At 48.6% G+C, this 14744-nt stretch carries 14 protein-coding genes; 7 read left to right on the top strand and 7 right to left on the bottom strand.

Translation table 11 applies throughout. The features are described from left to right. The first annotated feature begins 5 nt into the window (after positions 1-5). Positions 6-884 carry a diacylglycerol kinase family protein gene (locus EXU85_RS24920; protein WP_142774686.1) on the top strand — a complete coding sequence of 293 codons (879 nt, stop codon included), beginning with the start codon at positions 6-8 and terminating at the stop codon, positions 882-884. Positions 885-901: 17 nt separating this feature from the next. On the opposite strand, the gene EXU85_RS35855 is transcribed toward EXU85_RS24920, so the two are convergent. Then, positions 902-1486, bottom strand: coding sequence for a hypothetical protein (locus tag EXU85_RS35855; protein ID WP_246859236.1), 585 nt, complete (start codon positions 1484-1486; stop codon positions 902-904). 513 nt (positions 1487-1999) lie between these two features. On the opposite strand from EXU85_RS35855, the gene EXU85_RS24910 reads away from it, so the two are divergent. The 4 genes from EXU85_RS24910 (at position 2000) to EXU85_RS24895 (ending at position 6020) form a co-directional block, all read left to right on the top strand. After that, a complete protein-coding gene (locus tag EXU85_RS24910; protein WP_142774685.1) occupies positions 2000-3190 on the top strand; it encodes an argininosuccinate synthase in 1191 nt (396 codons plus the stop codon). A gap of 65 nt (positions 3191-3255) precedes the next feature. Further along, positions 3256-4407, top strand: coding sequence for a glycosyltransferase family 9 protein (locus tag EXU85_RS24905; protein WP_246859234.1), 1152 nt, complete (start codon positions 3256-3258; stop codon positions 4405-4407). Positions 4408-4441: 34 nt separating this feature from the next. Continuing rightward, on the top strand, positions 4442-5425 hold the full coding sequence (argC, locus tag EXU85_RS24900) for an N-acetyl-gamma-glutamyl-phosphate reductase (protein ID WP_142774683.1): 984 nt from the start codon (positions 4442-4444) through the stop codon (positions 5423-5425). 85 nt (positions 5426-5510) lie between these two features. Then, entirely contained in the window at positions 5511-6020 is a 510-nt protein-coding gene (locus tag EXU85_RS24895; RefSeq protein ID WP_142774682.1) for a GNAT family N-acetyltransferase, read from the top strand. Here the strand turns inward: EXU85_RS24895 and EXU85_RS24890 are convergent. The 3 genes from EXU85_RS24890 to EXU85_RS24880 form a co-directional block, all read right to left on the bottom strand. After that, a complete protein-coding gene (locus EXU85_RS24890; protein ID WP_142774681.1) occupies positions 6015-7478 on the bottom strand; it encodes a gluconokinase in 1464 nt (487 codons plus the stop codon). The genes EXU85_RS24895 and EXU85_RS24890 overlap by 6 nt on opposite strands. A 109-nt stretch (positions 7479-7587) precedes the next feature. Then, positions 7588-8421, bottom strand: a complete 834-nt coding sequence (locus EXU85_RS24885) for an amidohydrolase (RefSeq protein WP_142774680.1) — start codon at positions 8419-8421, stop codon at positions 7588-7590. A 92-nt stretch (positions 8422-8513) separates the two neighbouring features. Then, positions 8514-9368 carry a fumarylacetoacetate hydrolase family protein gene (locus EXU85_RS24880; RefSeq protein WP_142774679.1) on the bottom strand — a complete coding sequence of 285 codons (855 nt, stop codon included), beginning with the start codon at positions 9366-9368 and terminating at the stop codon, positions 8514-8516. Positions 9369-9564: 196 nt separating this feature from the next. Between EXU85_RS24880 and EXU85_RS24875 the strand changes: the two genes are divergently transcribed. Further along, positions 9565-9825, top strand: coding sequence for a hypothetical protein (locus EXU85_RS24875; protein WP_168207868.1), 261 nt, complete (start codon positions 9565-9567; stop codon positions 9823-9825). A 111-nt stretch (positions 9826-9936) separates the two neighbouring features. Then, a complete protein-coding gene (gene pafA, locus EXU85_RS24870) occupies positions 9937-11574 on the top strand; it encodes an alkaline phosphatase PafA (RefSeq protein ID WP_142774677.1) in 1638 nt (545 codons plus the stop codon). A 148-nt stretch (positions 11575-11722) separates the two neighbouring features. Here the strand turns inward: pafA and EXU85_RS24865 are convergent, their stop codons facing one another. The 3 genes from EXU85_RS24865 to EXU85_RS24855 all read right to left on the bottom strand — a co-directional run bounded on the left by EXU85_RS24865 (position 11723) and on the right by EXU85_RS24855 (position 14744). Continuing rightward, a complete protein-coding gene (locus tag EXU85_RS24865; protein ID WP_168207867.1) occupies positions 11723-11965 on the bottom strand; it encodes a hypothetical protein in 243 nt (80 codons plus the stop codon). A gap of 292 nt (positions 11966-12257) precedes the next feature. Continuing rightward, positions 12258-13751 (bottom strand): Fe-S cluster assembly protein SufB, encoded by a 1494-nt coding sequence (gene sufB, locus EXU85_RS24860; RefSeq protein WP_142774675.1) that lies wholly within the window; start codon positions 13749-13751, stop codon positions 12258-12260. 291 nt (positions 13752-14042) lie between these two features. Beyond that, positions 14043-14744, bottom strand: a complete 702-nt coding sequence (locus EXU85_RS24855; protein ID WP_142774674.1) for a hypothetical protein — start codon at positions 14742-14744, stop codon at positions 14043-14045.

The following is a 14744-nucleotide window of genomic DNA, read 5'->3' as shown; positions in this document are numbered from 1 at the left end:
GTAAAGTGGCTACCCGCTCGGCCGTTCTGGCCATCATTAACCCGAACTCTGGCACAACATCTGCCGAGCAGAAAAAACTGTTTCAGGATGCATTTATGCGCCAGGCCGATGCGCTGGGTTACGTTCCCGAAGTGGCTCACACAACGCATGCTGGTCATGCTACCGAGTTAGCAGCCGCAGCTACTGAGCGGGGGGTTATGCGTATCCTCGCTATTGGGGGCGACGGTACCATCAACGAAATCGCAAAAGCACTCCGGCGGTCGGCGACGGCCTTGGGTATTGTGCCCATTGGATCAGGGAATGGACTCGCCCGTCATCTGGGTGTTCCGCTAAACCCAATGAAGGCTGTTGAGCGGGCTTTAAGTGGTCGTCCGGTTGTGATTGACAGTGGCGAAATTAACGAGTACCCATTTTTCTGCACCGCCGGGCTGGGCTTTGAAGCCTACGTGGCCCACGAGTTTGCGAAGCAACCCGTACGTGGACTACCAACCTACGTCCGCACAGCTTTTCGGGCTTTTCAGGCTTATAAGCCACAGAGGCTCCTACTGAATGGGCAGCCTAAGGAAGTATTCTCATTAACCTTCGCCAATGCCGGGCAGTTTGGCAATAACGCTTGGATGGCCCCCACTGCCAACATTGCCGACGGGAAACTGGAACAGTGCGAAATTCGACCTTTCCCAGCGCAGTCGGCCCCAATGATCACCTGGCGATTGTTCAACAAAACACTAAATCAATCAAGCTACTGGCGGGGGCACTCAATCACGAACGCGACCGTGGAAACCAGTGAACCTTTATTGATTCATGCCGATGGTGAACCGTTGATATTACCCACAGGCCGCGCCGAGGTACGGATATTGCCGGGAAGCTTGCTGGTCTTGTTGTAACTAAAGCGGTTCTATTATCAATAACCAAACAGGGCAAGTATTAATCCAACGGCACCTATGAGGGCTATAATTAGGCCGATAAAGGCAGCAGTACCCGTGCCAATGATTAGCAACAGTAAACCGCCAATCAACAGAACCGCGCCCCCTCCAATCAGATAACCCCGGCTAAGCATTGCTTTTTCTGGATGGGTAGGGGCCAGTTGCCGATTGATCTGCTTGTTTACCTTCTTAAGCATTAACCGCTCCACCATATTCATCTTACGAGGGGTATTCGCACCGGTTGCTGCCTTTACTCCAAAGCTTGTGGCCAACAAATTTCTCACCCGATCCATGCGCTTGCTTAACTTTTTGTTGGCCACCAGTCTGCTATCAGTACGAGCATAGATGTCAAGTTGCTTACTGGTATCATTGGCTGGCGTGAGTGTCTCAGTTGGTACCAGAATAGCCTGAGTAGGTGTCGAAATAGCTGCTGTTTGCGTGTTGAATAGAGTTGCCGGTTCAACAGGGCTACGCTGAAAATAAGCGACGGGCCTACTGCACGAAGAAAGAATAACTGCTCCAATTAGAACAGTACATAACTGTTTAACGAATAAATTGGTCATAAATCGTCTTTGTTTTTAAGATAAACATCGAGTTGGTTTGTGTATTATTTTGTTTGTAACGGGCCTTGTTCTCCAAGGCAACCCATTGGTGGTTGAGAACTCGTTACGCGCATCAGCCTAAAAGCGGTTTAATAAAACTCATTTTCCTGGATTTGTGAATAGTAAGGAAAAGGCACTTGCTCTTCGGATAAGCTAAGTGGGCATAACCTTCTGGTTATCTGACTGTAATCAGGGATTAAAATGTGATTAGGATCTTTCGAGTACCTTGTAAACCACCCTGACGCTTACGAGTGCAAAACAAATTTGTATGACAGGATTACAGGATTATCGGTAAACCGAAATCCTGTAATCCTGTCATACAAATAGACACAATCTGCGCTGATAAGCCGTAAAAATGGACTTGTCTTGCACCCTTTTACAGTCATTAGCGCAACTAAACGTCAAAAGCCCGATATTTGCTCCTCCAAAACTATACTGATGCCGGGCGTTATGGCGTTCGGTGTCTTCTGTCTGATGTCTCAAAAAGTAGTTCTTGCCTTCAGCGGAGGTCTCGATACCTCCTTCTGCGTTAAATATTTGTCCGAAGACCGGGGTATGGATGTATACTCGGTGCTAGTCGATACGGGCGGTTTCTCCGATGCCGAACTCAAAGCGATTGAGGAACGGGCATACTCACTAGGGGTTAAGTCCCACGTGACGATCTCCAAAACGGACGATTATTACCAACAATGCCTGAAGTTTCTGGTGTTCGGTAACGTCCTGAAAAACAACACCTACCCACTTTCCGTAAGTGCCGAGCGAATTTTTCAGGCGATTGCCGCTGCCGAATACGCGCGGGAAATTGGTGCCTCGGCCATTGCACACGGTAGTACTGGTGCGGGTAACGATCAGGTTCGTTTCGATATGGCATTTCGGATCATTGCGCCCGATGCCGAAGTCATTACGCCCATCCGTGATCTTAAATTATCGCGGGAGGCCGAAATCGAATACCTAAAGGCTAAAGGCGTCGATCAGGAGTGGCACAAAGCCGCCTATTCGATCAACAAAGGACTGTGGGGAACCTCAGTAGGGGGTAAGGAAACCCTGACATCTGACCAGTTTCTGCCCGAGTCAGCCTGGCCAACTCAGGTAACGAAAACGGAGCAGGAGACCATTACGCTTACCTTCCAGCACGGCGAAATCAAGGCAATTGGAGACGAGAAATTTGCCAATCCAGTTGATGCCATTCGTAAACTCACTGAACTGGCCGGGCCGTTTGGCATTGGCCGCGACATCCACGTAGGCGATACAATCATTGGTATTAAAGGACGGGTTGGATTCGAAGCTCCTGCTCCGCTGATTCTTATTAAATCGCACCATACCCTCGAGAAACACGTACTGGGCAAATGGCAGTTGTACTGGAAAGAGCAACTGGCCAACTGGTACGGAACGATGCTACACGAAGGCCAATTTATGGACCCCGTAATGCGCAACATTGAAACGTTCCTGGCCGATACGCAGGCGCATGTTTCGGGTAAGGTGCACGTATTGCTGGCACCCTATCGGTTCCAGGTACTGGGCATTGAGTCGGACCATGATCTGATGTCGTCGAAATTTGGTTCATATGGCGAAATGAACAACGCCTGGACTGGCGATGATGTGCGGGGCTTCTCCAAAGTGGCTTCCAACCAGGTGATGATCTACGAGAAAATTAACAATCAGTGATCGGTAAACCGAGAAAATATTGCGCTCCCAGGCGTATTGGTTACCCACTTCAACTCCTTGATGTTGTGGTTGATCAGTACGCGCGGGGAAGCTACAGCCAGCGCGATTTCGGTTCACTGGATGAGGAGGCTCCCCAAATTTTGCTCATGACGTCGGGACATTTGGGCGACGCCCTGATTTTGTCGTATGCGTTCCCGCTCATCCGTCAGCGTTACCCTAACGCACAAATCGACGTGTTGGCGGGGAGTTGGTGCGATCCCATCTGGAAAGGTAACCCCTACATTCGGCGGGTTGTTCACCTCAACCACGTCAGCACAAATCGGCGTCCATTGTCGAAATGGGCCAAATGGCAGGAATTTTACCGGACAACCCGATCGGCAATAAAAGACCTACGCGATACGGTGTATGATTACTCGGTTGATGTTCGGTTCTCGGATTCGCCCATGCACTTTGTGTTGCCTTATTTGCAGGTCAAACGCAAAATTGGCTTTGGTACCCGTGGTTTTGGCGGTCTGCTCGACGATGAGTTTTTTATGCCCGATGAGGAAGTTCATAACTTCGACCTGATTTTGAAGGTACTGAAGCCAATGGGTGTTGTCGGCGATTTACGAACGGTTGAACCCTATTTTGTTCACCCAGACCAATCGCCAGCCCAGTTGTGGGCAAAGTTAAACCGCCCTGTTCCTCTGCAGAAACCTATTCTGATTTTTCCTGAATCAGGAAGTGAGGTTCGGATGCTCTCCGTTGATTACTGGAGTCAGTTGGCAAAACGGTTGTTAATCGAAACGCCACACCCACTTGTATTTAGTGGCCAGAAAGCCTTCACAACGGAGTTATACGAACGCGTTCGGGCCGAGAACCCAGCTGCGGCTGATCGACTGACACCTGCCGTTGGTAATTTGAACCTTCAGGATATTGCCAGCCTGAGCGAACAGGCACAAGCCGCTTTTACACTCGACTCGTTACCCATGCACCTCTGTTGTTTAGGTTGTCCAACATTTTCGTTTCAGAAAAATGGTATGGGTATTCAATTTTTTCCGATCGCCAGCCAGCCAACCATGGTGATTCATAATCATGAATTGAGTCGCTCGTTGATTCTTGATCGGCCTGGCTTTCAGAGTGAATATGTTACCGTTTTTGATGACGCTGTGCTGGAACAAGCAATGGACTGGTTTCGGAACGTGAATGAACGGAGCCGGGTTACTAGTTCGAAGTGAATCAATCAGCTAAGGCGGTCGTTAGCTAAAAAGTATGGAAAAAATAAATGTTGGTATCATTGGCGGGGCAGGCTACACGGGTGGCGAACTGCTCCGTATTCTTATAAATCATCCGTTTGTTAACGTCGCATTCGTGTACAGTAATAGCCAGGCTGGTAAACCTGTCTGGTCTACACATACTGATTTGCTGGGCGATACAGACCTAACGTTTTCGGGTGAGGTTCCGTCCTTGCGGGATGGGGAAGCAACCGTTGACGCTATTTTTCTGTGCTCAGGGCATGGTGCATCGGTCACGTTTATGGCTGAGCATGACATATCCGACGACGTTGCGGTGATTGACCTCAGTGCCGATTTTCGCGATGAGCACGATGATTTTGTTTACGGCCTCCCCGAATTACAGCGGGAGCGTATTCAGGAAGCCATGCGCATTGCGAATCCGGGCTGCTTTGCAACCAGCATTCAGTTGGCGTTGCTGCCGTTGGCTAAAGCTGGAAAGCTAACCGATGCGGTTCAGGTAAGTGCCATTACAGGAAGTACGGGTGCAGGGCAGGCGCTTGTCCCTACAACAGGCTTTACGTGGCGAAATAACAATGTGTCGATTTACAAAGCCTTCACGCACCAGCACTTAGCCGAAATTCGTCAGAGTCTAACTCAGTTGGAACCTGATTTCAACCACGCTATCAATTTCGTGCCGTATCGCGGTGATTACACACGAGGAATTATGGCCAACGTGTATACACCATTTTCAGGTACCCTGGAAGAAGCGAAGCAACTTTACAAAAATTATTACGCAGGCCATCCGTTTACCCACGTGAGCGACGCACCCATCGATGTGAAGCAGGTTGTAAATACAAATAAATGCCTGTTGCATCTGGAAGTACACGATGGCCAATTGCTGATTACCAGTATAATCGACAACCTGACCAAAGGTGCATCGGGTCAGGCAGTTCAAAATTTGAATCTGGTTTTCGGTTTGCCGGAGGATACGGGACTCCGCCTGAAATCAGTAGCGTTTTAAGTATACTGTAGCCTGGACGTCCACGTCTGGGTAAAGGTATAAAGGATAATGCAATACCCGGACGTGGACATCCAGGCTACGTGTGATGCTTGAAACTGACCGCTTACTAATCGATAAGTTCACGATAGAGGATGCTCCATTCATACTTGAGCTTCTGAATACACCCTCGTGGCTTACGTTCATTGGTGATCGGGGTGTTAGAAACCTGGACGATGCACGTCAGTACATTCAAAATGGGTCGATCAAAAGTTATGAAGAACACGGTTTTGGACCTTATCGTGTAGCACTAAAAAGCAATGGAGTCTCCATTGGCATGTGCGGCCTGTTTAAGCGCGATACCCTGGAGGATATTGACATCGGTTTTGCCTTGCTGCCTGGTTATGTGGGTAAAGGGTACGGCTATGAAGTTGCTAACGCCGTCATGACTTATGCCCGCGACGTATTGGGTGCCGCCCGAATTGTCGGTATTACCAATCCTGATAACCAAAACTCCATTCATCTTCTCGAAAAGCTGGGCTTACGTTTTGAGCGGCCTGTACGTCTTACAACCGGTGACGAGGTTTTATTATTTGGAACGCCAGTTGTTAATTCATAGCCGCGTCAGGGCATCCTGCCACTTTCTAAACTCATCGCGATACGTTTTATGACGGGTTAAGTCCGGTTCAAACGTTTCGCCAAAAGCAACTCGTTCGGCGGCTTCGTCCAGCGTTTTTACGATGCCAATGGCTTTCATGGTCAACAAGATCGCACCCATTGAACCACTTTCGTTACTGGCGTTGAGCCGCACTGGAACACCCGCCATATCGGCTAGCATCTGCACCCAGAGCGTAGATTGGGCAAAGCCTCCGTTGGCATGAATAACCCGCGCAGGGCCTGTGTACTCCTTCAGAAGCTCGTTAATGCTGAGCAGATTAAATAAGACACCTTCCAGCGCAGCACGTATAAAATGCGCTCGCGTATGCTGCCAATCAACGTGCAGGTAGGCACCACGTACGGAGGCATCCCATAAAGGTGCCCGTTCGCCTTGCAGGTAGGGGAGGAATAAGAGACCATCCGAGCCGGGCACAATGGTGGCGGCTTCCTCCAGAACGGTTTTAGTATCCTGTTGGGTTAATTTTTCGGAAACCCACTCCAATACATTACCCCCATTATTGGTAGGGCCGCCAACCGCATAATACCCTTCATCCAGATAATAACAGAATAAGCGCCCCTGCGGATCTCGTAGCGGTTTACGAACCGTTTGCCGAATGGCTCCGCTTGTGCCGATGGTCAGCGTAGCGGTGCCCCGTTTGATGGCCCCGGCGCCCAGATTAGCCAGACAGCCATCGGAGGCACCAATCAGGAGGGAAACTCCCGTTGGCAATCCGGTTCCGGCTGTTTCGGGTCTGCGCTGGTAGGTGCGCTGGTAGGTTGTGGGAACGGGCGTCGATAGCTGGTCGACCCGTACACCCGCGTAATCCATGGCGCGCTTGCTCCAGTGACGCTTGCTTTCGTTGAACAAACCCGTAGCGGTTGCAATTGAAAAATCAATCTCAAACTCACCCGTTAGTTTCTGCCATAAAAACTCTTTGATTGAACCGAAATGAGCTGTACGGCGCAATAGACGTGGATCATGTTCACGTAGCCAGGCCAGCTTGCAAAGCGGAATCATGGGGTGGATGGGTGTGCCCGTTTCTTCATGAATGGTTTTTCCCAGATCGGCCTGCGTGGTTCGGAGTTCGTTTGCCTGCGCTTCGGCTCGGTTGTCGGACCAGAGAATGGCATTGCCAAGCGGGTTGCCATTCCCATCAATTGGCAAGAGGCTGTGCATGGCCGTACAAAAGGCAACGTGCGTGATCACATTGCCGCTTTGGGCTACTTCGCGACTTACTTCCGAAATGACCTGAACAAAAGCCGACCAGATTTCGGCGGGGTCCTGTTCAGCATAACCCGCTTCGGGGTTGAGTGTGGTAAGCGGAGCGGATGCATGGGCCAGAATCTGACTCAAATCCGACGGCATCGCCAGGGCTTTTACGTTGGTTGTGCCGACGTCAACGCCAACAAAGCAATTCATAAGTAGGAGATAAAAAAATGAAACACAGAGACGCACGGAGAGTGATAGAGATACACCGAGTTTTTCTTTGTTCTCCATGTATCTCTATCACTCTCTGTGTAATAACTGTTCATGAGTCAGTCAGCTTATAAAACGCCACCGCATTTTCGCCGAAGACTTTTGCGCGGGCTTCTGCTCCCCAAGGATCAACGTAGTCTTCCACCAGTGTTTTAACCTGCGTATAGTTGGCTGCAACTAAGCAAACCGGCCAATCGGAGCCAAACAGGAGCCGGTCGGGGCCAAAGTGCTCGAACGCTACATCCAGGTAAGGAAAGAAGTCGCGTTTGCTCCAATTGTGCCAATCGGCTTCGGTTACCATGCCGGATAGTTTACACGAAACGTTCTTGTTTTTTGCTAGCTCGGTCATGAAATTCGACCACCGACTGATCTCCTGTTTCTTGATATATGGTTTTGCCAGGTGGTCAATTACAAAGTTGACTTCAGGGACAGCCCGTACCAGATGCAGGGCAGCTTTCAGTTGGCTGGGGTAAATCAGGATGTCGTACGTCAGACCAAAATGGGCCAGTTGCCGAATGCCGTCGATAACCGCCGGCCGAGCCAGAAAGTCGTCGGGCTCAGCCTGCGCTACGTGTCTATAGCCCTTGATTTCCTTGTATTGCGAAAACAACTCCAGCCGATCTGCCAACTGCTCGGACTGCAAATCTACCCAGCCAACCACCCCTTTCACGATGTCATAATTCTGGGCCATTTTGACCAGAAACAGCGTTTCTTCCTCCGATTGCGACGCCTGAACGGCCACGCACCCATCGATGCCATTCTGCGTCAGAACCGGCTCTAAATCGGCGGGTAAGAAATCGCGCTGAATGATGGCCATATCATCCGTAATCCAGCTATCCCGAACGGGATCGAAATACCAGAAATGTTGGTGTGAGTCGATGGTCATAACGTTAATGTAGAATGGATAATGAATAATGTAAAATGCATAATGAATTATGGATATAGCCTCATTATGCATTTTACATTATTCATTATCCATTAAGTAAATGCGACCGCTGTCTGTTTCTGCTCACCTAATCCTTCAATGCCTAATTCGACTACATCGCCGGGTTTGAGGAAGCGCTGGGGTTTCAGCCCCATTCCTACGCCAGCTGGGGTGCCGGTGGAAATTACATCGCCAGGTAACAGCGTCATAAACTGACTGATGTAGCTAACCAGCGTTGGGACGTTGAAAATCATGTCGTCGGTATTGGAATTTTGCAATTGCTCACCGTTGATGTTTAGCCACAGATTGAGGGCGTTAGGGTTGGCTACTTCGTCTTTCGTGACCAGATAAGGGCCCAGGGGCGCATACGTATCAGCGCTTTTGCCTTTCACCCATTGACCACCGCGCTCTAATTGCCACGCCCGCTCACTATAATCGTTGTGCAGTGCGTAACCGGCTATGTAATCAAAAGCATCGTCCAGCTCAACATAACTGGCCTTCTTGCCAATAACGATAGCTAACTCTACCTCCCAGTCAGTTTTTTCAGAGCGCTTGGGAATCACGACGTTGTCATTCGGGCCAACAATCGCGCTGGTCGATTTGAAGAACAGAATCGGCTCGGCTGGAACGGGAGCGTTGGTTTCTGCCGCATGTTTGGCATAGTTCAGGCCAACACATACAATTTTAGATGGCCGCTTGACACAGGGTCCGAAGCGCTCATCAGCCGAAACTTCGGGACACGTGTGTGCGTGAGCCGTAAGCCAATGCGTCAGGCGTTCGGGACCATTGCTGGCAAAAAAAGATTCGTCGTAATCTTCACCAAAGTGGGTTACGTCAATATGTTGGCCGGTGGGCAGTACTACGCCGGGGTGTTCGTGGTCGGGCAAGCCGAAGCGGAAAAGTTTCATGCGGTAAAATTCAGATTTTTTTTGATAAAAGGGCCACTCTGGCTGTTTTTAACTATGCGATCATGAGGCTGGGGTGATCAACTTGCGGGCGATACTAAACCAGATTCTCTGGATTCTGTAGAGTCTCAGGATGGCATCGGTCGTAAGAGGCCCACATGTTGTACAGATAAATTGTCGGGCAAAGTGAAATTTACCCGTGGAAGCGGTGGAGTTCGCCGAGTTATGTGTATCAATTAGGGGGTATGACGAACTATCCATTGGCGTCGACTATCGGCTGAGCAAATCAATTGGTTTACGTATTTGGGGCGACAATCTGCTCAATAGTCGGGGGGTAACGGAAGGCAACGTTCGTGGCGATCAGTTCCTGCAAAACGGCAATTTCGAGAGAGGTTCCTGGCAAATTGGCTGTATCATTCTGCCAGGAAGCTTCTGGGCATCGGTCACGTATTCGTTTTAAAAACAGAAAGTGGGCCGTCGCTACGGCCCGAAGAATGCAGAATTTTTCCAGAATTGACTAGTTCCTTTGTGTTCTCTATTCAATTTCCTATTCTCCCAATTTATCTAGACTATGTTCCGTCTTTCGCTTTTTTTGCTGCTGGTCACATCCTCCCTTTTCGCTCAAACGAACAAAACAACGACTGTCCAACCGTTAGCCCGGCCAAAACTGGTGGTTGGTGTGGTCGTGGATCAGATGCGTTATGATTACTGGTATCGCTATTACAATAAATATTCAGAAGGAGGATTTAAGCGTTTATTGCGCGAAGGATTTAACTGTCGAAACCATCATTACCACTACGCACTGACAGTTACGGCTGCGGGTCATGCCTCCGTTTATACCGGTTCAATGCCGGCTATTCACGGCATTGTTGGTAATGAATGGTATGATAAACGGCAGGGCACAGGTGTGTATTGCGTGGGCGATAGTTCCGTTCAGGCCGTGGGGACAACGAATGCCGCAGCGGGAAAAATGTCGCCGAGAAACCTGATGGTCAGTACGGTTACCGACCAGTTGCGGATTGGCACTAACTATCAATCGAAAACGATTGGCGTGGCGTTCAAAGATCGCGGTGCCATTTTGCCCGCTGGGCATACGGCCAATGGGGCGTATTGGTTTGATGGTAAAACGGGTAACTGGATCACCAGTACATTTTACCGACCTGAGCTACCGCAGTGGGTAAAGGAGTATAACGACCGAAAACGGCCCTCTGAACTCATGAAGTTAGGCTGGCAGACGCTGCTGCCCATTGACCAATACACAGAAAGTACCGCCGATGATAAAGCCTATGAATTCAAGCTGGCAGGTTCGAAAAAATCGGTTTTCCCGTATGATCTGGCCGGTCGGTCGGGGGATGCATTCGGGATTATAGCCAGTACGCCCCATGGCAATACCTTGACGAAGGAAATAGCACTGGAAGCACTCAAAAACGAAAATATGGGGAAAGGAACCGCTACCGATTTCCTGGCGGTCAGTTTTTCAACGCCCGATTATGTAGGCCACGCTTTTGGCCCAACTTCAGTTGAGGAAGAGGATATTTACCTGCGCCTTGACCGTGATCTGGCCGATATGCTGACAACATTAGATACCTGGGTTGGCAAAGGCAACTACCTGTTTTTTATCACTGCCGATCACGGTGTAATGGATGTAGTGGAGTTATTGAAGGAACACCACCTGCCCGCCGGTCGACTCAATATGGGTGGAATTAATGCTGCGGTGAAAACTGCGCTTAGGGAGAAATTTGGCGAAGGTGATTATATCCGGGCTTCGGAGAATTACCAGTTTTATCTCAATCATGAGCTGTTACAAACGAAAAAGATTTCGGTAAACGACGTCTATCTGGCTATTCGTGGTGTCATTCTCAATACGGACGGTGTGGCAGATGTTCTTAACCTGCATGAGTTAAGAACGGCTAATTTGAACGATTACCAACTGACGTTATATAAAAACGGTACGCACGCTAAACGGAGTGGTGATATTCAGCTTGTTATTGAACCGGGCTGGATGGCGGGCTCTATTGCGGCCAGTCACGGTGGGCCTTATGCGTATGATACCCATATTCCCTTGCTATTTTATGGCTGGGGTGTCAAAGCGGGCGAGACCTTTAACCGTACTGTTGTTGCCGATACCGCGCCAACTGTATCGGCACTGCTTAAGATTCTGGAACCCAGTGGTAGCGTGGGAAACGTAATTGAGCCGCTGATTAAATAGAATAGTATGACAAGCTGATACTAGCTGTTCTTCTGGGCTAGCTTTATTTCAAGTTCTACTTTAGTTCAAGACTCAAACGTGCATTGCGTAATACAAGATTCTGTAATAATGCTTCCGCTTGTATAGGGGTCACATCAAACACTTTATATTACCCTTTTACGACGGATGAATATTGGCTCAGAATGGCTTCAGCACGTTGGGAAATCGGATCAATAACTTCTAGCTGAAAGGCAATATCACTACGCAGTTCCTGCATCGCTTGTTCATAATTAGATCGTTGTACTTTGTCGAATGTATCAGCCAACAGATGAAGTTCTGCTGCGATAGCTTTCTTCTCGTCAAGGTTAGTAGCCTTGCGAATTCGGTTCCGATATTCGTCTACTATGTTCATGCTCATGTCAATCTGTTAGATTCGTTCAGTAATTCAATTACTTTATCTAAGTTATTACGATACATTCTGGCTTTCTTAATCAAAAAATCATAGTCGTTTTTTGACAACCTTGGGTCAGTAAGTATCAGATCATCTTCTGCTGAGATCAACGCTTTTTCCAGAAATGCTTTTAATCTTAGCAGGTCTGTATGTTCATCTTCGGTCATTAGGTACGGATGGGACTAATCAAATATAACAAAAAAGCCTCTGTGTTTTCACAGAGGCTCCAATATAAACAAAATTAATAAACTAGTTACCCAACACTTCCTTCCAGACTAATTGCGAGCAGTTTCTGAGCTTCTACCGCGAATTCCATAGGAAGTTGATTCAATACTTCTTTGGCGTACCCATTGATAATCAGTGCTACAGCCTGTTCAGTTGGGATACCGCGTTGGTTGCAATAGAACAACTGGTCTTCCCCGATTTTAGAGGTCGTAGCCTCGTGTTCGACCGTAGCCGAGGGGTTGTTTACTTCCAGATAGGGGAATGTGTGGGCTCCGCATTTATCGCCTAGTAAGAGCGAGTCACATTGGGAGTAATTGCGGGCATTTTCGGCACGTTTCATCACCTGCACCAAACCCCGGTAGGAGTTCTGGCTTTTTCCAGCCGAAATTCCTTTCGATACGATCCGGCTTTTGGTGTTTTTGCCAATGTGAATCATTTTGGTGCCTGTATCGGCTTGCTGCATGTTGTTCGTTACCGCAACCGAATAGAACTCACCAATAGAATTGTCGCCTTTCAGAATGACCGAAGGGTATTTCCAGGTAATGGCCGACCCGGTTTCCACCTGCGTCCAGGATATTTTGGCGTTCGGACCATCACAGATACCGCGTTTGGTCACGAAGTTATAAATACCTCCCTTGCCTTCTTTATCGCCTGGATACCAGTTTTGTACCGTCGAGTATTTGATTTCGGCGTTACCCATCGCAATCAGTTCAACAACCGCAGCGTGAAGTTGATTTTCGTCGCGCATGGGGGCGGTACAGCCTTCGAGGTAGCTTACGTACGAACCTTCATCAGCAATGATTAGCGTCCGCTCGAATTGGCCGGTTCCGGCTGCGTTGATGCGGAAATAGGTCGACAGTTCCATGGGGCAACGAACTCCCTTTGGAATGTAACAGAACGAACCATCGGTAAAGACGGCCGCATTCAGGGCTGCAAAATAATTGTCTTTAGCCGGAACAACCGACCCAAGATATTTCTTGATCAGTTCGGGGTGTTCATGAACAGCCTCAGTGATGGAACAGAAAATGATACCGCGTTCGGCAAGGTCTTTTTTGAACGTAGTTGCTACCGATACCGAATCCATGACCGCATCAACCGCTACTCGTGGTCGATTCGATTGGGCTGAATCCTCATCGGGTCCGTCAACTACACCTGCCAACCGCTTCTGTTCGTTCAGCGAAATGCCTAACCGCTTGAACGTATCGAGCAGTTCGGGATCAATTTCGTCGAGGGAGTTAAGCGTCTTTTTTTGTTTCGGGGCCGAGTAATACTTAATGGCCTGATAATCAATTTTGGGATAGAAAACATTAGGCCATTTCGGCTCCGTCATTTCCTGCCACATCCGAAAGGCTTTCAGGCGATTTTCGAGCAACCAGTCGGGTTCATTCTTTTTTGCAGAAATGAAGCGAATCGTACTCTCATCAAGGCCTACAGGGGCCTCATCGGCCTCAATTAGCGTCTCAAATCCGTATTTATATTCGGCGTTGGTAATACTCTCTAAAATTTCAACGTCCTTGCTCATAGTCTCGGTTAGTTGCATGGTAGTGAACCAATGCACTGCTTTTTTAACAAATTGCCCTATAGGTACGTTCCGGGCAGGCTGGACAAATATCGGAAACTTTCCGTTATTTCGGGTATTTCAATACGTATAGTCTATCTGGTTATGGCATCTCCTCAACGACGTATCAATATTGAACTTCTTCTCGGTATTTCAGCAACCTTTCTGAGTTTAGCTAACTAACCTGATTGGTAAAACATAAATGCCATCACTTTCTGGTGATGGCATTGGTTAGATGGATGAAAGTAGGGCTACTTACTTCTTTGTCACTTTTATGTTGCTGTAATACAGCGTTGTAAGGCCTTCGTAGCCTGAATCGGTACCAACAACAAGCCAGAGTTCACCTGCTGCGTTTGAGCGAACCGTAAGCGGATTTTCGGCGTTGGTGCGAGTAATTAGCTTATAATCAGTTACATCTTCACCCGCGCCGATGTTGCCCAGTAGAGCGGCATCTTTTCCGCCCGTCGACTGATTCCCTTTGTCGAGGTTGATGGTGTAGAAATCATCGTCCAGCACTTTTGCTGGTTCCGTAGCCGTGGCCCCCGCTTTCAGATAGACACTGCCACCCGGCGAGCCGCCAACACCTATTGAATTTGTAGCATAGGCCGATGCCAGTTCGATGTCGAAAACAAGTCTATAATCCGTATTAGGTTGAAGACCTGTGAGCTTTTTCTTCAGAAACATAAAGAGATCGTCGCTCCGATTCATGCTCGATACCCGGATCGACTTGCGGGTAGTATCCAGAGGGCTTGGTAAGCCAGCCCATCCCGATTCAAAGCGAATGTCCTGTTGTTGCGTACTGTAATCGGCAATGTCGGCAGTCCAGCCGTCCTGGTTTTGTTGAAAGTTTGATTGATAGAGAGTGTTGGATTGTACTGGCGTCATATCCTCTTTACAGGAGGAAACGATCAATGAAAAGCTGATTGTGACGAAGAGCAGAATTGATTTTACTGTCAT

This window comes from Spirosoma sp. KCTC 42546, assembly GCF_006965485.1.
Lineage (GTDB): Bacteria > Bacteroidota > Bacteroidia > Cytophagales > Spirosomataceae > Spirosoma.
The sequence above is the reverse complement of the archived record's forward strand: the minus strand, read 5'-3'. Positions and strand labels throughout refer to the sequence as shown.